Below are 19,660 nucleotides of genomic sequence, written 5' to 3' on the forward strand. Positions count from 1 at the left end.
AATATCCCTAAGCAGTGGTCTCCCTCCTCTCAAGCGCAAACGCAAAACGTCCCAGCGCCGCTGCCTCCCCCGGCACCTCTTGTCCCCGCATTGCGGCCAGCGCCACCTTCACCAGATCCGGGTTATCTTCCTTCAGCAGTTGAAGTAGAAGTCGGCTGGCGTCTAGCCGCGTCTCCATCAGAATATCAGCGGCCAGGTGGTGAATCGGCTTGCCGTGGCGCAATAGATGGATCAGCATATCCCTGAGCTGCTGCTCGTGCTCCGCGCTTTTGGCGATCGAGCGGGCAAGCACGATACTCAGCGGGCTGTATTTCTGATGCTTCAACATCGCGAGCAGCCGCGGCACCGCTTCAGCCGCCCGCATTCCGCCAAGGCGGTAAGCAGCGGCGATCCGCCGGCCATAGAATAAGCTGTCGAGCAGCTTCAGGTCTTCCCGGACAAAACCGGCGTTATAGCATAAATCGATCAGGTTCTGCTGCAAGTCGCCCTTAAACTGTTCGATCCATTCGGTCACCCGCTGCTGGATCACCCTCCGCTCCAGATCGCTCAACTTGCCGGGCGGCAGAGGAAGCTCCTCCGTATCGCCCAGATGAGCCTGAAGGAATAGGAAGTAATCCTGATGCTTCCGCAGGTATTCGTTGGTTTTGCGCTGAATGCGCAAATGCCGGATTTTCATATAAAACAAGAGCAGCATGCCTATGACGATCAGCCCCAGGCATACATAAATAAAGGCAATTGCCAGGCCAAGATGCTGACCCGCCATCATCGTTTCCTCCTCTCGGCGCCAGGTTATTCTCCCGTGGTCCGACGATCCGGCAAGGTCTGGTAGAACGCCTGCAAGGCGTAATAACCGGACTTCAGCCGCTCCGTGTACTGTACGGTTTCCCATGGCTGCCATACGTATTTCGGGAACGCGTCTAAAGTGACCACTTCCCCGGTTGCTCCGCTTTCTGTTCCCGGGCCCTGGACTTCTGCTTCGCCCCGCTCCGTAATCCAGGGCACGAAGGTCAGTCCGTCCGTCTCGGTTGTCGAGAACGCGCGGTCCTCCTTCAGCGGTCGGTAGTCTATGACCTGCCGCGAGCTGGGGTCCGCAAAGCCCAGGAGCATCCATGGGATGCGAAGTTCTATCTCATTGCCGCTGTACTGCCAAGAAGCAAGCGAATTGAAGTTGGCGCTTCCCGGATCGGTTGTACCGCGAATCAGCTTGCCGACGGTCATGTCCTGAAACGGATGAGCCGAACGGGTGTCGGGCGGCGTCATCGTCAAGCTGACCGCGAGTTTCCAGGGTTGGAACTCCACGGTTTGCTTCTCTGTGGGATCATCCAGCATCCAATATCCGTACCGTCCGTATAAGCGGCGATGGAAATCATAACTTGGCGCGACCCGCACTTCGGTCTCCTCGTCACTTCCGATCGCCACGATCGCCTCCAGGCCATCGCTTAGCATTCGCCCCGGAAGCTCTGCTGTCGGCTGGTTGCCGCCGGGCTGTGTATCGGCCCCCAGTTGGATCAACCGCTTGCCCGGATCAAACGGCTCGCTTAGTTGCAGCCCCACGTAGACGTAAGCTTCGTCGTGCGTAACCTGCAGCCGGTCGATTCCCGGGGACGGACGATCCCAGGCTTGGACTTCTCCCTCCGGCAGCGCCTCCCAATCGTCCAGCTTGCCGTCGATCGTGAGGTCGTCTTCTTTGCCGGAGCCCATGCCCAACACGCCAAACTGCTTCTCGTTGGTTAACACGTTAAGCCAGAAAGAACGCCGATCCTCCGGAATTTCGAAGCGCATCGTATTCCAGGTTTTCTTAAACCATTCGTCTTGCCACATAAACAAGATCGCGCCGGCATACCCGGTATCGTAAATATCCTTCGTCAAGGAGACGTTGATCTCTCCCTGCTCCTGCTCGTTGTGGCCCCCCTGGTTCCGGCCACCACGACCGAGATGGGAAACGCCCAGCGAAGAAGGAACACCGTATTCAGTAATCATCACCGGGATGTCCTTATAGTAAGCTTTCAGGTCCTGCAAATAAGCCTTATAAGTGTTGAAGTCCCCACTCCCGTCCGGGATCGTCTCCAGCGTTTTATCCAGATGGAAAAAGTCGGGATAGTACGGATACGCGTGATAGGCGGCGAAATATCCTGCTTCCCATTTCACCGGCTGGATATGAGTGGCATCGACGCTGGCAAGGTCCTCTTCGAACAGCGGTTCGCCGGGATGCTTCAGCACGTCGGTCGTGACCCAATTCGTAAAGGTAATCGGATGCTCCCAGCCGTAAGCGCGCTCCTGCCGGGCGGTGTCGTCCACCAGCTCCGCCAACCAGCTCTCAAACGGACTCGCCTCCCCCGTCGCCGCAAAATACTGCCCTTGATACGCCGCCATATCGGCGTGCTTGCGATTCGTGTTATCCACCATTTCCGGATCCCATTCGGTGCCGATATGCCAAGCCATCAGATAGGGACCGGCGTTGGCGGTATATTTGCCGCCCGACGTTCCCGGCTGCTTTGGCGCCTTCAAATCGCCGTAAACGGCTTTGACCGCTTTTTCAATCTCTCGGTGAAAGGCTTCCTTGATCCCGGGAATATAAGCATCCTGCTGCTCGATAAGCTGCTCCTCCGGTGACCAGATGCCTTGAATGAAATAGAGGGGATCCTTCCCCTTGTCCCGGTTGTACTTCACCAGAGACTTGTAAAACACCGGATTATGCACCGTATAAATTCGAATGACGTTTGCGCCCATGTCGTCAATTTGTTGGAACCAGCGCAAGTAATCGTCTTCCGTAATCGGAAATTCCCCAGGAAAATGTCCCGGTACCGTCGCCCCCAGGTTGACGCCCTTAACGAACATCTCCTCCCAGCGGCTCTCCCCGTCATAGGCTAAAAACTTGTCGCCTTTAGTGCGGAACTTCAGCTCGGTTCCGTCCTCGGCCGCATAGCTGTAATGAGGCGGCGGCCAGTTTAGCACGACCAGCACCACGCAGCCTGCGATCAAGATGCCCGCCAACACGAGCCCGACCGCCAATCGTTTTTTCGCTAATGTTGTCATCGGATTTACCCTTAGTTCACCTCGCTGTTCTTCTTTTCGTGCACGTTCCGAAACATCGAAGCCCCCAGCCGTACCCGGCCTTTCCCGGAGAGCACCGTCCTTTCGAACGGCCGCTTTCTATGCAGCTATGCAGGTGATGATGCAGTATGGCCGATTCGCACCTCCGCTTCTCAAAATCACTATTTATCATGAACCAAGCGCCCCTATCGTGTAACTAGGCTAATGGGAGTGTTTTACAGCTGGGGCTGTTTTCCGGGGGAGACGGATTTTCGGCATCCTTGTCCGGCTGGGTCATTTCGTGATAATAGACGTACAAAATTCAACTAGGTTTCGCTCAATTTTTACACCCTTTTCCATAATGGTTACAAAATTGATACCAAAGTCTTGTCTGAAAATCGCGTCATGATGCGGTTTTCCACGATTTGCCTTAGTTACAGCCCAAGTTAAAAAAAGCTTCCCTGGTCCCAGCTTGGGACTAGCGTTGTTTCGTCGTTTGGAGTGACGGATTTCCGTCGGGCCATCCTGACTCGGGTGGCGACTTCCTTCCTAAAAAATGACGTTTTCCCGCACTTGCCCATTCCGGACACGGAAAATAGATTTCACCGGACGTTAACAAATAGAGCTGCCGATCCGCCAGCGGCGGTTCAGCAGCTCTATTCCTTTAACGTTCGTTTTACGCACTTTTACCCGCCGTTGACCTGGCTAATTGGCCTCGGCTCCTAGAATGTCCGCGAACGCGATCCATTCCGGGCCGGCCTCGGTCTGAAGGCATGCCCGCCGCCCGCCGGGATCCACTCGCGTCACGGTTCCTAGGACCTCACGCCCCTGCCATTCCCCGAAGAGGCGCAGGCGCACCTGCGTTTTGCCCTGCAGCGAAGCCGTGAGAATGCGGGAAATCCGCTCCAGCTCCTGCTCGTCAAGGACCGTCCGCTGCTTGCGCTCCTCACTGCGGCTGCTGCGTAAAATCGCCTCCTTATGCTCCGGCAGCATCATCCGGGACGACTCCCACAATCCGTTGCCATATAACTTTCCTTTCATCGGTAATGCCCTCCAATCTTGCCGGCCCGATCCCGGGCCTGACCGGCGCCGGTCAGCGATACCGCGCGAAAAATCGCCGATTCCCCAAAGCGGCGTTTAATTTCATCGGTCGCCCGCTCCAGCGCCTGGTATCTCGGCCGCTCGTCGAACAGGGTCAGCTGGTATTCATCATCCCGCACCAGGCCGGTTAGCGTGACCCCCACCTTGCGGACCGGCTGGCCGTCCCAATGACGGCGGAACAGCCGCATCACCCCGTCGTACACCTGCTTGGTCACGTTGGTTGGATCAGGCAGCTTCATCTGCCGGTAAAATCCGGTCGGATGATCAAAATCCGCTCCCCGGCAGCCTACGCTGACAACCCCGCCCATGTAGCCCTTTTCCCGGCAGCGGCGGCAGACGAGCTCGGTCAGCTCGAGCAGCGGCACCGCCGTCTCCTCCAGCGAGTAGTAGTCGCGGGGCAACGTCATTTCATGCCCGATCGACTTCTCCCCTTGATGACTGTTCGGATCTACCGGCGAGTCATCGATGCCGTTCGCCAGCCGCCACAGCACCTCGCCGTTCACGCCCCAGCGCTGCCGCAGCCGCGCCAGCGGCAGGTTCGCCAGCTCCCCGATCGTGCGAATGCCCATCCGCAGCAGGTGGCGCTCCATGCGGGAGCCGACCATAAACATTTGCCGGATCGGCAGCGGCCACAGCACCTTCGAGACCGCCTCGCGCGGCAGAACGTACAGGCCGTTGGCGTTTTTCTTGGCGAAATTGTCGCAGGCCATTTTGCTGACCGCCTTGTTGTAGCTGATGCCGAAACGGCTGTAAATGCCGGTCTCGCGGCGAATTTTTTCCTGGATCATCAGGGCCAGCCTCTTCGGTTCGCCGAACAGCGACAGGCTGCCGGTCACATCGAGATGCTGCTCGTCGATGCTGTACGGCTCCACCAAGTCTGTAAACTGCTTCATGATGTTGGTGATCTGCATCGATACGGAGATGTACCGCTCCATGCGGGGCCGCATCACCACCAGGTCCGGGTATTTCGCCAAAGCCGTGCCCAGCGTCTCCGCCGTCGTCACGCCATACTGTTTCGCCAGCGGACAAGCAGCCAGCACGATGCCCGAGCGGCGCTCCGGGTCACCGGCCACGATCAGCGGACGATCCTTATGCTGCGGGTGATCTGCCTTCTCCACGCTGGCATAGAAGGACTGGCAGTCGGCCAGCATGACCACGCGTTCCGATTTCATGAGAACATCCCCTCCTTCGTCACATCGATCCCAAGATAAGCGCAAAGCCGGCTGATCAGTTCGGCTTTGACCAACCCCCACAGCATGGAAAACTCGTACGTGTAGCCCCGGCATAAATACCGGGCCTCAATCCCCAGCTTCGTCCGCCGCTCTTCAAACACCTTTAGTCCATGCTCTCGCATGCTTTGCCGCACCCGGGTTAAATCGGCGGTCGCGGCGTTCTGCAGCAGGCCGATCAGCCCCTTATACACCTGCGGCAGCTTTAACGAAGCCGACGCCAATGCGCGTTGGTCCCGTTCCAGCGCGTCGAGCAGCAGCGGAAGCAGCACGTACTGCTTGATCATCTCCGCCTCCTCCTGCGTTTGCCAAGGAATAGGTTTCATGCCGTTCCCTTCTTCATGCTGTCTGTCAATAAGCTCACCCTCTAGTCAGAACGTTTGTTCCTATTATATTCATAATACGAACAAACATTCCCCATATCAACAGGTTTATGCTGGATAATTTGGCAGGGCCAGCGCGCGCAAAAAAGGCTGATCCCCTTGTCCTTTCGGACTTTGGGAATCAGCCTCGTTTTCCTGTTCACCCTTATTGGAGAGTTAAAATCAACGGCCCCTCCGCCGTTAACGCGATCGTATGCTCGAACTGGGCCGACCATTTGCCGTCGGCTGTACGCGCGGTCCATCCGTCATCGTCAATCGCAATGCGGAACGTACCTTCGTTAATCATCGGCTCAATCGTGAACACCATACCTTCTTTGAGGCGAATGCCCTTGCCCGCCACGCCGATGTGCTCATAGTTGGGTTCCTCATGCAGGCTGCGCCCGATCCCGTGACCCAGCAGATCGCGCACGACGGAATAACCGTTCGACTCCGCATGCTTCTGGATCGCCGAAGTTACGTCGCCCAGCCGATTCCCCGGGAGCGCTTGGGCAATCCCCAGCTCCAGGCATTCCTTCGTTACCCGCATCAGCTTCTCCGCCTCGGGACTCACCTGGCCTACCGCATAACACCAGCACGAATCGCCAAACCAGCCGTCCGCTTCCGCGACGATATCCAGCTTCAGCAGATCACCGTTCTCCAGCGGTCGGTTCGAAGGGAACCCATGGGCGACGACATCGTTGACCGACGCGCAGGTTTCAGCGGGAAACCCGTTGTATCCTTTCGTAAACTGCTTGCCGCCCAGCTTCGTAATATGCCGGGCTACGAAATCATTGATTTCCTTCGTCGTGATGCCGGGCTCGATCCGTTTGGCGACCTCCCGATGACAATCCGCGACGATTTGGTTCGCGCGCTTCATTTCTTCAATCTCCCGCGGCGATTTTAAGATGATCATTTGGCTTTCACTCCTTCAAGGTTCAATCGGGTCCGCTCCGACAGCCGATGCAATAACAAACGCGCGATGTCCGCGGCCTCGCCATCCAGCGTTCCTTGACGCAGCGGCGAGCCGGCGCAGCCGGCCAAGGCAGCCAACAGCATTTCCGCCTGCCGGACGCGCTCCGCTTCAGCCACTAACCCCGCCGCTTTGGCAGCCGCGGCCGCTTCAGACCCGCGCCGCAGTCCGGGTTCCAGCACCTCCGCAAAGGGCAACAGCACCTCGCGGCGGAACGCATCGGCCAGCGGCAACGCCCGCGCTTCCGGTAACAGACGGAAGCCTTCCGCCGCCAGTTTGCACAGCAGGTAAACGGCATGATCCTGAGCCCACAGCTTCAGCAGGCGGGTGCCTGCCACCACGAGGGGATCCGAAGCCGCTTCCTGATCCTCCGGGCCACCCCGGTCCATCCATTCTCCAGCCCGGTCCATCGCCGTCCATAGCACGTCGTGCAGCAAATCCCCTTTATTGCTGTAATAGTGGTAGACCGTGCCGTAACCGAGCCCGGCTTCGGTCGCCACATCCCGAATTTCCAGCGCTAATCCTTTATCCAGAAATACGTCGGCGGCCGCAATCCGAATTTGAGCAAGCCGCCGTAGCCGGATCTCTTCGTTTTGTTCCTTCGTTCGCGGGGTCATCCGCCTCAGCCTCCTTTTATCTTTGACCTACTATCATGTCAATATAAAACAAAAGAAGAAATTTGGCAAGCGGTATGACTCCCGGATGCAGATCGCTTCGTCGATGAGTTCTTGTTTAGCATATCCTGCGGAATCCTCGCTCATCCCTTCCCGAGAACCCTCTCCGGAAATAGCAAAAGGCCGCCGGGGCACGTTCCCCAGGGCCTTGTTACCCGTCCCGCCGCTCGCCATCATACGCTACTCTAGCGGAACATTCCCCATAACCGCAATAAATGAAGCGTATTCCGCGGATCGATTCGTTGATCGATGACGAATTGGACGATTTGCTCTTCTTGAGCGCCGCTCAGCCGTTCGCCAAGCACGGAAGCAGCCGTTCGAACGAGCCGGCGCACCTTGACGCGATCCTGCAAATCCGCGCGGGTGAGGCTATCGACGACCTGTTTGATCCGCTCCTTGATCGCCGGATTTTTCATTTTGAGTTTGACCCGTTCGACCAGCTGCGGACTGATTCCATATTGATGATAACTGGGCACCGTGACTAGCACCTCCTGTCCCGTCAATTCCGGACTTCACCTCTACTATATGATGGGAAGGCTGTCCATAGTGCCTGAAAAACCAAATCCGCTCGAAACCCGTTAGCTCTGTTTGAGGAACGTTGTTGCTTCATGGGTTTGCCCTAATCTGACGATCGTCTCCTCGTATTGCATTGAAGCGTACGCAAAGAACAAAATATCGATCATCACCAATTGCGCCAACCGCGAGCCGGACGCCCCGCTGCGAAGGGTCGCTTCCGGCGCCTGCGGCGTGTACAGCATCAAATCGGCCAGCTCGGACACTTTATGGTTGCCGAACCGGGACAAGCCGATGGTGCGAACCCCGTACTTTTGGGCAACCCGGAACAATTGCAGCACTTCCTTGGTGTTCCCGCTGTAAGAGACGCCCATAAACAAGGCCCCCGGCGGTGCGCTTGCCAGCGCGGCCGCAATTAGATGCTCGTCCTGCAGCGCGAACGCTTGCTTCCCCAGGCGCAGCCATTTCTGTGCGGCGTCTGCCGCGACGATCGCCGAAGCCCCCACCCCGTACATATGGATGACGGAGGCCTGTCGGAAGCTGTCAACCACCTGCTCAATCAATTCCGGCTGCAGGTGAAGCATCGTATCCTGAATCGCTTGGACACTGTTGGAAACCGTCTTTTGAATGACGGTCTGAATCGTCTCCCCGCGCTCGATATCGTAATAACCCGGTCTTTGCGGTTTGGCATTATCAACGGACAAGCGCATTTTCAGATCCGGAAATCCGCTTAGCCCCAGCGAACGGCATAGCCGGGTAATCGCCGCGGCGCTGGTCCCCGCTTTATCGGCGACCGCATGAATACTTAAGCCGGAGACCTCCGCCGAAGCCGTCAAAATATATTGGGCCGCTTTTCGTTCTGATTCGGGCAGTTGCTCCAGTACCGCCTCCATTTGCGTAAGTATGCTTCCCGTCGTCACGGTCATCCCCTCCGTATTTCCCAATCCGTCTGCCGCCGCCGTTTCCGTAAACGCAAAAGAAACGCGGCGGCCCGAATCAGGCCGCCAAACGTTCCTCTGCTGGCTGATATTATCTATTATGCTCTATAAGCATCTGCTTTGTAAAACCAAAGAAATACGTAAGAAAGAAGCCGGCCACATAGGAGATGATCAAACCGGATAAGTAACCGAGAATCGTCATGCCAATTCCCATCGGTCCTTGAATCAGCGGGATCAGAACGAGACCGGAAGGACCGATCGCTACCGAACCGACGAAGTTCCCCGTCATCGCGAACAAGCCCAGCACAGCGCCGCCAAACCCACCGCCGAGACAAGCGGTCACAAACGGCCGGCCCAGAGGCAAGCTGACCCCATAAATGAGCGGTTCGCCGATTCCGAGGAATCCGACGGGCAACGCCCCTTTGATCATGTTGCGCAATCGTGTGTTATGCTTCAGCTTGATGTAAATGGCGATCGCCGAGCCAACCTGCCCCGCCCCCGCCATCGCCAGGATCGGCAACAAGGCCGTGTATCCGACCTGCGAAATCAATTCGGCATGAATCGGAATAAGCGCCTGGTGTAAGCCGAACATGACCAGCGGCAGGAACAGCGAAGCTAGGACAAAACCGGATAGCGGTCCGCCGTGGGCTAGCAGCCAGGTTGTGACCTGTCCGATGCCCTGGGAGATAATGCCGCTGACCGGCATCAGGAAGAACACGGTAACCAAGCCGGCAAGGAGCAACGCAATGGTAGGAGTAACGATGATATCAATCGCAGCCGGCATCCGTTTCCGGATCCATTTTTCCAGCAAAGAGATCAATCCTGCGGCCAAAATCGCCCCGATGATTCCGCCCTGCCCTGCATTTAGCTTAATTTCACCAAACAAGGGATAGGTGTAGGAGATATTCGCCACCGCCGGTGCCACAATGATTGCGGCCACGGCACCGCCAAGCGCAGGCGTCCCTCCAAACTCTTTCGCCGCGTTCACCCCGGCGAAGATCGTCAAATAGCCGAAGAATGCCGAGCCAATCACACTAATAATCGGTTGGAGCGTAAGCAGCCAGTCTGCGGCGTTGCCGGAGGTCACCAGGTTGTTGATCAGACCGGCAATCCCGTTGATAATCCCCGCTCCCACCAATGCGGGAATCAGCGGAATGAAGATGTTGCCGATTTTTCGCAGAAAGTTTTTGAACGGCGTGTTGTTCTTCTGCTTGAGCTCCGCTTTGATCTCCGAGCCTTTGCGGAGCGGCGCCGTTTGGTCGCCATCCGCTGCCCCGTAGCCGCCGTGCCCCTCCGCCTGAAGAAGCTTGCCAAATTCCTCGGCTACCTTGTTGACAACACCCGGCCCCAGAATAATCTGATACGTCTCGTCATCCACCGCACCAAGTACCCCATCGATCTGTTTGAGCCCGGTTTCGTCGATCCGGCTGCGATCCACGACCGAGACACGCAACCGGGTCATGCAGTTTGTAAATTGCTCCACATTGTCGGAACCACCGATGGATTCCAGGATCCGTTTCGCCATAATTTCAAATTTGCTCATTGGGAAGCCTCCTGCCTCTATGGGATGGTCTTGCTTGATTCTTCTTCTTCACTGCATCGCAGACTTCGCAGCCTTACCGATAAACCCTTGGTTCTGCTCCAATTTCTCCAAGGCTACCTCATACGTGCATCCCGTCAAAATCATCAAAATCGCCGGTTTCGGTTTCCCTTCGGCCAGGTGCAAGCTGTTCTCCGCGGTTGCGGCATCGCAGCCGGTGGCCTCCATCACGATCCGCTTGGCCCGATCCGCCAGCTTCTCATTGGTGGGCTGAACGTCAACCATCAAATTGCCGTACACCTTACCTAGGCCGATCATCGATGCCGTAGACAACATATTGCAAACCAGCTTCTGCGAAGTTCCCGCCTTGAGCCGGGTGGATCCGGTCAACACTTCGGGACCGTTTTCAATCTCGATCGCGATGCCTGCGATGGCGCTGATCGCCGCATGCTTGTTGCAACTGATGCTGATCGTCTTGGCACCGATCCGCTTGGCGTATTCCAATCCGCCGATCACGTAAGGTGTACGCCCGCTGGCGGCCAGCCCGACCACCGCATCATTAGCGGTAAGCCCAAGCTGCTGCAAATCTGTCGCTCCCAGCTCGGCCCGATCCTCCGCTCCCTCAACGGCTTTGATAAAAGCGTTGCTTCCGCCGGCGATAAGGCCTACCACCTGCTCCGGAGAAGTGCCAAACGTCGGCGGACACTCCACCGCATCCAGCAACCCGATCCGTCCGCTCGTACCGGCTCCCATATAAATCAGCCGGCCCCCTTTACGGAGAGACTCCGTGATGACGGTCACGGCCTCGGCAATTTTCGGAATCTGCTTACTTACTGCCCCGGCTACTTTGGCGTCCTCTTCGTTCATCACCGTCAGCAGCTCGGTCACACCCATTTCATCCAAGCGCATCGTTCGCTCGTTTCTCGCCTCGGTAGTCAGATTTTCCAGCATATCAGTTACTCTCCTTTGTGTGTGTTCATCCTAGTTGTGATCGTTTTCGACTCGATTATAATCCAGTTGAGATATTATTTCAATATATTATTTTTTACATGAAATTATATTTCAGACCATGTCACTTTTGATGGCTTTAGGCGCAAAAAAGAACCGCCCGCGTCTCCCGCGAACGGTTCTATTCTTGCTTTCTGTGCTTTCAGTTATGCTAATCGATCAACTCGCCTTGAAAAACCTGCTCCCGCCGCAGATAATCCCGCAGCGGGTCGTATTCGGGCGACGTCCAGAAGGCCTCGCCCGCCACCAGCTGGGCGGCGTCGTCCCGCGCCGCCTCCAACACCGCGTAGTCGCTGACCATGTCCGCGACGCGAAAATCCGGCACACCGCTTTGCTTCGTGCCGAAAAAATCCCCGGGACCGCGCAGCTCCAGGTCCCGCCTTGCCACCTCGAAGCCGTCGTCCGTGTCGGTCATGACCTTCATCCGCTCCTGACCCACCTCCGACTTCGGATCGGCGATCAGCACGCAATACGAGGCGTGCTCCCCCCGGCCCACGCGCCCGCGCAGCTGATGGAGCTGGGACAAGCCGAACCGGTCGGCGTCCATCACGATCATCAGCGTGGCATTGGGCACGTCGACGCCGACCTCAACCACGGTCGTCGAGACGAGCAGCTGCACCTCGTTCTCATAGAACTCGCGCATGACCTCGTCCTTCTCGGCGGCCGTCATCCGGCCGTGCAGCAGCCCCACTTTCATGTTCGGGAACGCCTGCTGCATCGATACGTACAGGTCGATGGCATTCTGCACGTCCAGCTTGTCCGACTCCTCGATGAGCGGGCAGATCACGTAGGCCTGCCGGCCTTGCGACACCTCCCGCTCAATAAAGCCAAGCACACGGTCCATCATGCTGTGCTTCACCCAATAGGTCGTGATCGGCTTGCGCCCCTTCGGCCGCTCCGAGATCGTCGAAACGTCCATGTCGCCAAAGGCGGTAATCGCCAGCGTGCGCGGAATCGGCGTTGCCGTCATCGTCAGCACGTCAGGGTTAAAGCCTTTGCGCCGCAGAATACTGCGCTGGTTGACGCCAAACCGATGCTGCTCGTCGGTAACCACCAAGCTAAGCGAGCGGAAAAACACGTCCTCCTGAATCAGCGCATGTGTGCCAACAACGATGTCGGTGATCCCCATTTGCAGCGAGCCCAGCAGATCCTTGCGCTTACGCCCCGTTACGCTGCCGGTCAACAGGCCCACCGTAATGCCAAACGGCTCAAACAGCCGGGTCAGCGAACGCATATGCTGCTCGGCCAAAATTTCCGTCGGCACCATAAAGGCTCCCTGGTGCCCCGACTTCACCGCCGCATACAACGCGATCGCAGCGATCACCGTCTTGCCGGAACCAACGTCCCCCTGCAGCAGCCGGTTCATGCAGTAAGGCGAGCGCATATCCTGGAGGATTTCCAGCTCCACCTTCTTCTGCGCATCGGTGAGCTCAAACGGCAAGCTGCGCACGAATTCCCGGATCGTGGCGTTATCGACGACATGCGCCACCCCGTCCATGCGATCGTGGTTCATCGCCCGGTAGGCTTGCAGCTTAAGCTGGAACAGGAACAGCTCCTCGTACACCATGCGACGCCGAGCGAGTTGGCCCTCCTCGTTGTCCTGCGGCTGATGCAGTCGCAGAATCGCCGCCTTGCGAGGCATTAGGTCGTACTTACGCAGCAGCTCGGGCGGCAGGTTCTCCGGGATCATCTCCCCGTATTGCAGCAGCGCTTGACCAATCGTTTTGCGTATCCACTGCTGTGTAATTTTGCCGCCGACAGAGTACACCGGCTGCAGGCTGCCGCTGCGCAGCGTCCCGCGATCGGGGAACTCTGACTCCGTTACGGTAAGCTGGCTGCGGCGCATGTCCCATTTGCCGGTCAGGATAATCTCCCGCCCCGTGGTCAACTGGTCCTTAAGGAAATGGCGGTTAAACCAAGTCGCCGTAAACATCCAGTCCTCCGCGACCATTTTGCAGGTCAGACGGGATTTGCGCCCGTACCGCTGCAGCACCGGGAGGCCCATGATTTTCGCCTGCACCGTCACCTTGTCCCCATCCTTTACTTCCGTCAGGGAGCGCAGCCGGTAGTCCTCGTACCGGAACGGATAATATTCGATCAAATCATTCACCGTAAAGATGCCAAAGGCGTGAAGCTCTTCTTGTTTAAGAGCGCTCACGCCGCTGACTTGCTTTACGGGGATGTTATGTAAATCCAACTTCATCCCCCCACTTTTTAAGAGGTCGTTCAAAAAGGCATCTTCGGAGCACGAAGCTCTGGCAATGGAGCCATTTCGACGGCGAATCTTGAACTCAGCCGGTCCTTCCGTTGCTCACGTACCCAAAACGTACGCTCCGCTACTCACTCCCTAGCTTCATCCAACCTTCTTGGTGCTCCAAACCCGCCTTTTTGAACCTCTATTGAAACGGTCGCTCAAAAAGGCATCTTCGGAGCACGAAGTTAAGGCAAAGGAGCCATTTCGGCAGCGAATCTTGAATTCAGCCGGTCCCTCCGTTGCTCACGTACCCAAAACGTACGCTCCGTCCAACCTAACGGACACCAGGGACGTTATTCGCCCGTTTCCCGGCAACTTCCGTTTCTAACGGACCGAGAGGCCCTTATTTCGGACAAAAACAACCAAATGACTGTCCTATGTGCCAAATAAGGTCTCTGAGGTCCGTTAGCGCGGGAAATGGCCGGGAAATAAGCAAATAAGGTCTTTACGGTCCGTTAAGTCCACGTTACGGTCCATCCCGTTAGGTTCGCTGCCCAAGCCATACCAGTGCTTCTTCCAACATCGCCAGTTTGAGGTTCACCCCAACCCCAATCACTTCGCCGGCCAAATAAACGTGGCCACCGTACCCGGACCCACGTGCGTGCCGACAACCGCGCCGATACTGGTGCGGACGACCTCGTGCAGCGTAAAGTGTTCGCGGAGCATCTCCAGGATCTCCTCGGAGCCTTCCGGATTCACGCAATCGCAAACAGCGACGTTGATGTCCTTCACCCCGCCAAAATCATTCACAAACAACTCGATGACCCGGGCCACCGCCTTCTTGCGCCCCCGGACTTTATCGACGGCATAAATCACGCCTTCCTGGTCTACCGACAGGATCGGTTTGATGTTCAGCAGCGTGCCCAGAATGGCCGCGGCCTTGCCGATCCGTCCGCCTTTTTGCAGGTATTCCAGCGAATCGACGAGAAAATATAACCGCCGCGCTTTTCCTAACCGCTCAACCTCTGCCTTAATCTCTTCAACCGAAGCCCCTTGCTTCGCCATCCGCGCGGCATGCACAACCTGAAGGCCAAAGCCGTACGTTGCGCATAGCGAGTCGATGACCGTGACGTCTACCGAATGGCCTAGTTCCTCCTCCAGCATCTCCTTGGCGAGCACCGCGGACTGATAAGTCCCGCTCATGCCCGAGGAGATGTGGATCGAAATGATCGGCGACCCGGGATAGGCCGCCAGCAAGTTGCGGTACACCTCCACATATTGGGAGGGAGAGGTCTGCGACGTCGTTGGCAGGTCCTTCGACTTCGTCAACTTATCGTAGAACTCTTCCGCCGTGATGTCGATGCCTTCGAGGAAAGATTGATCCCCAAAGGCCAGCCGCATCGGCACGATGTGAATACCGTATTCCGAAACAGTCGCCTGCGGGATATCCGCCGTACTATCGGCAATGATGACAGCCTGATTCATAGGTATCTTCATCCTCTCATAGGGATCAGGATTCTACCGAAAATAAATAATAATAAATCGGTTGTCCGCCGTTATGGACCTCTACTTCAACGTCGGGATATTCCTCATGAATCCAGGCTACCAACGCGTCCGTCATCTCTCCGTCGGCTTCCTCGCCGGCCAGAACCGTTACGATTTCATCGCCGCCAGTAAGCATTTTGGCCAGCAACCCCCGGCTGGTATCCAGCAGGCCTTCTTCGGTGGCTACAATTTTGGAATCGGCGATACCGATATAATGGCCGGCCGTAATTTCCAAATCGTCGAACGTTGTATCGCGGACCGCATACGTGACTTGCCCCGTTTTCACGTGGTGCACGGCGTTCTGCATGTTATCTTCGTTGGCTTCTACGCTTTCTTCCTCTTGGAAAGCAAACGCTGCGGCAATCCCCTGCGGAATGCTCTTGCTAGGGATCACCGTCACGCTGCGTTCCCCTTCAAGCAAATCACGCGCTTGCTGCGCGGCCAAAATAATATTGGAGTTATTCGGCAACACAAACACATGTTGAGCGGAGATCGACTGGATCGCCTTCACGAAATCCTCGGTGCTTGGGTTCATCGTCTGCCCGCCGGACAAAACGACATCCACGCCCAAGCTGGTGAAGATCTCCGAGATCCCTTGACCTGAAGCGACGGCGATAAAGCCGTAAGGCGCCAGTTCATCGGCCGGCAAACCAGCCGGATCTACCGGACGGGCCGGTTCTGCCGGGATTTCAGCAAACAACTCCGGCATCGGCGCTGCATCCATCCCCGCAATCAACAGATCGCGATGCTGCTCGCGCATATTCAAAATATGAATTTGCGTAATTTCACCGTAACGGAGCGCCAAATTCAGCACGTCGCCCGGCGTTTTCGAGTGAACGTGGACTTTGATAATTTCGTCGTCCGCGATCACGATGATCGAATCCCCATTGACCGAAAGCGCTTTCCGGAACTGATCCTCATCGAAATTGGCATCCTTGACTTCACCGATTTTTCGATTAATGAAAAATTCCATGTCGTACAAGAACTCGATATCCTCGGTTTCCAGCTTGGCTTGAGCCGAAGCCGGAACATGTACCGGTACAGCCACTTGCGTATGAAACTCTGGTTTGGCAATAGTCGCGGGGGCTTGTCCCAGCGTTGCTGCTGCTTCGCTGCTTGCTCCGCCAGTCAAGCACTGCAAAAATCCTTCATAAATATAAACGAGTCCTTGACCACCCGAATCCACAACGCCAACCTGTTTCAACACCGGAAGCAACTCCGGCGTGTTCGCAAGCGCTTCCTTCGCTTTGGCCAGCACCTCGGTCATCAACTCCGTGATATCCGTTGTTCTGCGCGAATAATAAACGGCATGCTTGGCAGCTTCCTTCGCCACCGTCAGGATCGTACCTTCGACCGGTTTGACGACCGCTTTATAAGCCGTATCCACCCCGCTTTGCAAAGCGGAGGCAAATTGAGCCGTATTCATTTCCTCCAATGAAGCCGCATAACGGCCAAATCCGCGGAACAGCTGAGACAAGATCACGCCCGAGTTCCCGCGTGCGCCCATCAGGAGGCCTTTGGATAACGTAGCGGCTCTGCTGCCCAAACCTCCGGTTCCGTGATTCTTCAGTTCCGTTACGCCGGCGGTCATCGTCAAATTCATATTCGTACCGGTGTCCCCATCGGGAACCGGAAATACGTTCAGAGAGTTGACGTGTTCAGCATGCTCCGTCAGCCGCTGTGCACCTGCCAATACCATAGCGGTGAAATCTGTTCCAGTTAAAGAACGCTTACTCAATGAAAATTCCCCTTCCTAGCTTGATACGCGTACGCCTTGGACTACGATATTCACCTGATCCACTTCGAGTCCAACGATTTCATTTAATACGTATTTCACTTTGAGCTGTATGTTGTGTGCGACCTCGGAAATTTTCGTGCCATAACTGACTATAATATAAAGATGAATAGCTAATCGATGATTATCCAGGTTCACTTCCACACCCCGGGCCAAGTTCTCTCGCCCCAGCAATTCGGCAATGCCGTCCTTCAACTGTTTTCGGCTTGCCATTCCTACCAGTCCATAACACTCCATGGCGGCCGATCCGGCGATAACCTTGATGGCTTCCTCCGAAATATCGATTCGTCCATATTCGGTCGTAAGATTTACAGCCACGCCAACCTCACTCCTTCCATAGAAATTATTATGGACTAAACTATATTGTACTATAAGAACAGAGAGAAATAAATAAAAGAGTCCAGCGTCAATATCTGTTGACGGGGCTTTTTTTACTGTGATATTATATTTAAGTATTGTCAATAACCGTGATTTAAAGAGAAACTGTTATTTTCAAGACAGTGTGTACTGGAACAGGAGGTGTAATGAATGGCTCGCAAATGTTATGTGACTGGCAAAAAGCCAGGCAGCGGTAACCATGTATCTCACGCAAACAATCGCAATCGGCGCTCTTGGGGCGTAAACGTGCAGAAGGTCCGGATCTTGGTAGACGGCAAACCGAAACGCGTATACGTCAGCACTCGGGCTTTGAAATCCGGTAAAGTGACCCGCGTGTAACGGACGGGACGAACTATAGACAAAAAGCACCTTTTCCTATGAGGTGCTTTTTTACTGCGCTTTTTTCTTAGGAGCTGGTAATAATTGCCGCCAAAAAGGCTAACGCCAACTGCATGGATAGCTGCGGCCTAGGCATTCCTTTCATGGCGGGAACCGCCAGGCGCGCCCTTTCGCTGCTTGGGGCGGGTTCTCAGGCCCCGCCCGCTAGTTCTTGTGAAACGTGTTCAGTACCGCCTTAACGAATCCTCCCAAAAACTTAGGCAGCTTGAATGTGTAAAATTTCATCGTTCACCCTCCCCATCGTGCTCATGCCTTCACCCATATTCTATGTTTGATGTCATTTACCCGTGTATTCCCGCCACAAAAAAAAGGCTACATGAGAACCTTCGCTCATGTAACCAATGTATGCGCATCTTGATGCGCCTATGCCAATCCGGCCAGGCTCTCGCGGATTTCTGCCATCGCGGCGCGGCGGTCGGCTTGGCCAAACACCGCATTTCCGGCAACCAGGACATCCGCCCCGGCTTCCACAACCAGCGGCGCTGTTGCCGCCGCGATCCCGCCGTCCACTTCGATCCGCAAATCACTAAGGCCCAGTTCATCCTTCCAGGCTTTGAGCTGACGAATCTTGCGCAGCGTGCCCGGAATAAACGCTTGTCCGCCAAAGCCGGGGTTTACCGTCATGACGAGGACGAGATCCACGTCCTCCAGCACCTCGCGAACGGCCGAAGCCGGCGTAGCCGGGTTGATCGCCACCCCCGCCTTAACCCCGTGCTCCTTGATCAGGTGCAACACCCGGTGCAGATGCACACAGGCTTCGGCGTGGACGGTAATAAGATGCGCGCCTGCTTTAGCGAAGGCTGGAACGTACTCCTCCGGTTTCTCGATCATCAGATGGACGTCCAACGGCAGCTTGGTTTGCGGAGCAATCGCCTGCATCACCAGCGGCCCAAACGTCAGATTCGGTACGAAGTGTCCGTCCATGACGTCCACATGCAGCCAATCGGCGCCTCCCCGCTCGACGTCGGCGACCTCCTCCCCCAGCTTGGCGAAATCGGCCGACAAAATCGACGGCGCAATATAGATGTTGTTGCTCATGACGTCAATACCTCCGCTTCTTCTCCTTCATCTCACCATGGAACTGTACGTAATGCTCATAACGGCTGGCGGCGATCTCGCCTTTGTCCGCAGCCTCTCTTACTTTGCAGCCCGGCTCATGCAGATGACTGCAGCCGCGGAATTTACAGCCTTCCGCATACTCCGCAAACTCACGGAAGCAGGTGGACAGCTCCTCTACACCCAGCTCCAGGAAATCCAGCTGGCTGAAGCCTGGCGTATCAGCCACATACCCGCCGTTCTCCAGTTCAATCAGCTCGACATGCCGCGTCGTATGACGCCCCCGGCCCAGCCTCAAGCTGATTTCACTGGTCTCCAGCGATAACCCGAGCATGGCGTTGAGGAGCGACGATTTCCCGACCCCCGATTGACCCGAGAAAACGCTGATTTCTCCAGCCAAACGGGATTTCACTTCCTCGGTCCCCATCCCGGTCACCGAGCTGGTCACGATAACGTCGTAACCGATAGATTCGTACAACGCTTTGACCTGGTTAATGATTTCGGGCGTATCTTCCGCTCCGTCCTCTCCCAGCAAATCCTCTTTGGTGAGGCAGATCAGCGCCTTGAGACCGGCGTGTTCGATATGCACCAGAAACTTGTCCAGCAGCTGCAGGTTCAGATCCGGCTCCCGCAGTGAGAACAGCAGCACAGCCAGCTTGGCGTTGGCGATCGGCGGACGGATCAACTCGGTTTCCCGCGGTAAAATCTCATCGACGGTGCCTTCCCCGTTTTCGGTTGGGGAATAGATCACTCGATCGCCCACCAGCGGGCTCTCGCCCCGTTTCTTAAAAATCCCGCGGCCACGGCACTGGACGTAGGCATCCGCTGCCCCGTCCGTAGCCCCGCCCTGCGCTGTCGCCGGCTTCACGTAGTAATAACCGCTTAATGCCTTCACAATCAAGCCTTCAGGCATAGATGACGGCCT

18 protein-coding genes and 1 pseudogene are annotated in these 19,660 nt (G+C 56.2%); 1 reads left to right on the forward strand and 18 read right to left on the reverse strand.

The genetic code is table 11. The annotated features are described in order from the left end of the window. Window positions 1-7: 7 nt before the first annotated feature. The 15 genes and pseudogenes from BN3277_RS14250 to BN3277_RS14325 all read right to left on the reverse strand — a co-directional run bounded on the left by BN3277_RS14250 (window position 8) and on the right by BN3277_RS14325 (window position 17,220). Window positions 8-766: a hypothetical protein gene (locus tag BN3277_RS14250; RefSeq protein WP_187380078.1), complete on the reverse strand. Its 759-nt coding sequence runs from the start codon at window positions 764-766 to the stop codon at window positions 8-10. 23 nt (window positions 767-789) lie between these two features. Next, on the reverse strand, window positions 790-3,036 hold the full coding sequence (locus BN3277_RS14255; RefSeq protein ID WP_059043706.1) for a hypothetical protein: 2,247 nt from the start codon (window positions 3,034-3,036) through the stop codon (window positions 790-792). A gap of 702 nt (window positions 3,037-3,738) precedes the next feature. Further along, window positions 3,739-4,074, reverse strand: coding sequence for a YolD-like family protein (locus tag BN3277_RS14260; protein WP_059043708.1), 336 nt, complete (start codon window positions 4,072-4,074; stop codon window positions 3,739-3,741). Further along, window positions 4,071-5,306, reverse strand: a complete 1,236-nt coding sequence (locus BN3277_RS14265; protein WP_059043710.1) for a DNA polymerase IV — start codon at window positions 5,304-5,306, stop codon at window positions 4,071-4,073. The genes BN3277_RS14260 and BN3277_RS14265 overlap by 4 nt, the downstream gene beginning before the upstream one ends. After that, complete coding sequence (locus BN3277_RS14270) at window positions 5,303-5,689, reverse strand: YhjD family protein (protein WP_059043712.1); 387 nt, start codon at window positions 5,687-5,689, stop codon at window positions 5,303-5,305. Before BN3277_RS14270 ends, BN3277_RS14265 begins: the two co-directional genes overlap by 4 nt. A 202-nt stretch (window positions 5,690-5,891) precedes the next feature. Then, on the reverse strand, window positions 5,892-6,638 hold the full coding sequence (gene map, locus BN3277_RS14275) for a type I methionyl aminopeptidase (RefSeq protein WP_059043713.1): 747 nt from the start codon (window positions 6,636-6,638) through the stop codon (window positions 5,892-5,894). Further along, window positions 6,635-7,312 carry a TetR/AcrR family transcriptional regulator gene (locus BN3277_RS14280; RefSeq protein WP_059043716.1) on the reverse strand — a complete coding sequence of 226 codons (678 nt, stop codon included), beginning with the start codon at window positions 7,310-7,312 and terminating at the stop codon, window positions 6,635-6,637. Before BN3277_RS14280 ends, map begins: the two co-directional genes overlap by 4 nt. A gap of 242 nt (window positions 7,313-7,554) precedes the next feature. Next, entirely contained in the window at window positions 7,555-7,845 is a 291-nt protein-coding gene (locus tag BN3277_RS14290) for a stage VI sporulation protein F (RefSeq protein ID WP_082691457.1), read from the reverse strand. A 102-nt stretch (window positions 7,846-7,947) separates the two neighbouring features. Then, entirely contained in the window at window positions 7,948-8,802 is an 855-nt protein-coding gene (locus tag BN3277_RS14295; protein ID WP_082691504.1) for a MurR/RpiR family transcriptional regulator, read from the reverse strand. Between the two features lie 109 nt (window positions 8,803-8,911). Further along, the gene (locus BN3277_RS14300; RefSeq protein WP_059043722.1) at window positions 8,912-10,363 is read right to left on the reverse strand and encodes a PTS transporter subunit EIIC; all 1,452 of its coding nucleotides are present in this window, start codon (window positions 10,361-10,363) and stop codon (window positions 8,912-8,914) included. A 48-nt stretch (window positions 10,364-10,411) separates the two neighbouring features. Next, a pseudogene (gene murQ, locus BN3277_RS14305) lies at window positions 10,412-11,317 on the reverse strand (N-acetylmuramic acid 6-phosphate etherase); the annotation flags it as partial. A gap of 202 nt (window positions 11,318-11,519) precedes the next feature. Further along, window positions 11,520-13,571 carry an ATP-dependent DNA helicase RecG gene (gene recG / locus BN3277_RS14310; protein WP_059043726.1) on the reverse strand — a complete coding sequence of 684 codons (2,052 nt, stop codon included), beginning with the start codon at window positions 13,569-13,571 and terminating at the stop codon, window positions 11,520-11,522. Between the two features lie 603 nt (window positions 13,572-14,174). Further along, the gene (locus BN3277_RS14315) at window positions 14,175-15,047 is read right to left on the reverse strand and encodes a DegV family protein (RefSeq protein ID WP_059043728.1); all 873 of its coding nucleotides are present in this window, start codon (window positions 15,045-15,047) and stop codon (window positions 14,175-14,177) included. A gap of 25 nt (window positions 15,048-15,072) precedes the next feature. After that, a complete protein-coding gene (locus BN3277_RS14320) occupies window positions 15,073-16,845 on the reverse strand; it encodes a DAK2 domain-containing protein (protein WP_059043730.1) in 1,773 nt (590 codons plus the stop codon). Between the two features lie 15 nt (window positions 16,846-16,860). Continuing rightward, a complete protein-coding gene (locus tag BN3277_RS14325; protein WP_059043732.1) occupies window positions 16,861-17,220 on the reverse strand; it encodes an Asp23/Gls24 family envelope stress response protein in 360 nt (119 codons plus the stop codon). Window positions 17,221-17,430: 210 nt separating this feature from the next. Between BN3277_RS14325 and rpmB the strand changes: the two genes are divergently transcribed. Beyond that, a complete protein-coding gene (gene rpmB / locus BN3277_RS14330) occupies window positions 17,431-17,619 on the forward strand; it encodes a 50S ribosomal protein L28 (RefSeq protein WP_009225259.1) in 189 nt (62 codons plus the stop codon). Window positions 17,620-17,823: 204 nt separating this feature from the next. Here rpmB and spoVM read toward each other — a convergent pair whose 3' ends face one another. The 3 genes from spoVM to rsgA form a co-directional block, all read right to left on the reverse strand. After that, window positions 17,824-17,904 carry a stage V sporulation protein SpoVM gene (gene spoVM / locus BN3277_RS14335; protein ID WP_036621610.1) on the reverse strand — a complete coding sequence of 27 codons (81 nt, stop codon included), beginning with the start codon at window positions 17,902-17,904 and terminating at the stop codon, window positions 17,824-17,826. Window positions 17,905-18,042: 138 nt separating this feature from the next. Next, window positions 18,043-18,717, reverse strand: coding sequence for a ribulose-phosphate 3-epimerase (gene rpe, locus BN3277_RS14340; protein ID WP_059043734.1), 675 nt, complete (start codon window positions 18,715-18,717; stop codon window positions 18,043-18,045). 4 nt (window positions 18,718-18,721) lie between these two features. Further along, window positions 18,722-19,648, reverse strand: coding sequence for a ribosome small subunit-dependent GTPase A (gene rsgA / locus BN3277_RS14345; protein ID WP_059043736.1), 927 nt, complete (start codon window positions 19,646-19,648; stop codon window positions 18,722-18,724). Window positions 19,649-19,660: the final 12 nt, after the last annotated feature.

The sequence above is a fragment of the Paenibacillus rubinfantis genome (genome assembly GCF_001486505.1).
In the GTDB taxonomy this organism is placed as follows: domain Bacteria; phylum Bacillota; class Bacilli; order Paenibacillales; family Paenibacillaceae; genus Fontibacillus; species Fontibacillus rubinfantis.

What these genes read in the sequence shown, in the direction of transcription:
- rpmB (WP_009225259.1), top strand. Translation starts at nt 17,431, where the DNA reads ATGGCTCGCAAATGTTATGTGACTGGCAAAAAGCCAGGCAGCGGTAAC.
- recG (WP_059043726.1), bottom strand. Translation starts at nt 13,571, where the DNA reads ATGAAGTTGGATTTACATAACATCCCCGTAAAGCAAGTCAGCGGCGTG.
- BN3277_RS14270 (WP_059043712.1), bottom strand. Translation starts at nt 5,689, where the DNA reads ATGAAACCTATTCCTTGGCAAACGCAGGAGGAGGCGGAGATGATCAAG.
- map (WP_059043713.1), bottom strand. Translation starts at nt 6,638, where the DNA reads ATGATCATCTTAAAATCGCCGCGGGAGATTGAAGAAATGAAGCGCGCG.
- rsgA (WP_059043736.1), bottom strand. Translation starts at nt 19,648, where the DNA reads ATGCCTGAAGGCTTGATTGTGAAGGCATTAAGCGGTTATTACTACGTG.
- BN3277_RS14265 (WP_059043710.1), bottom strand. Translation starts at nt 5,306, where the DNA reads ATGAAATCGGAACGCGTGGTCATGCTGGCCGACTGCCAGTCCTTCTAT.
- BN3277_RS14255 (WP_059043706.1), bottom strand. Translation starts at nt 3,036, where the DNA reads ATGACAACATTAGCGAAAAAACGATTGGCGGTCGGGCTCGTGTTGGCG.
- spoVM (WP_036621610.1), bottom strand. Translation starts at nt 17,904, where the DNA reads ATGAAATTTTACACATTCAAGCTGCCTAAGTTTTTGGGAGGATTCGTT.
- BN3277_RS14280 (WP_059043716.1), bottom strand. Translation starts at nt 7,312, where the DNA reads ATGACCCCGCGAACGAAGGAACAAAACGAAGAGATCCGGCTACGGCGG.
- rpe (WP_059043734.1), bottom strand. Translation starts at nt 18,717, where the DNA reads ATGAGCAACAACATCTATATTGCGCCGTCGATTTTGTCGGCCGATTTC.
- BN3277_RS14315 (WP_059043728.1), bottom strand. Translation starts at nt 15,047, where the DNA reads ATGAATCAGGCTGTCATCATTGCCGATAGTACGGCGGATATCCCGCAG.
- BN3277_RS14250 (WP_187380078.1), bottom strand. Translation starts at nt 766, where the DNA reads ATGATGGCGGGTCAGCATCTTGGCCTGGCAATTGCCTTTATTTATGTA.
- BN3277_RS14300 (WP_059043722.1), bottom strand. Translation starts at nt 10,363, where the DNA reads ATGAGCAAATTTGAAATTATGGCGAAACGGATCCTGGAATCCATCGGT.
- BN3277_RS14260 (WP_059043708.1), bottom strand. Translation starts at nt 4,074, where the DNA reads ATGAAAGGAAAGTTATATGGCAACGGATTGTGGGAGTCGTCCCGGATG.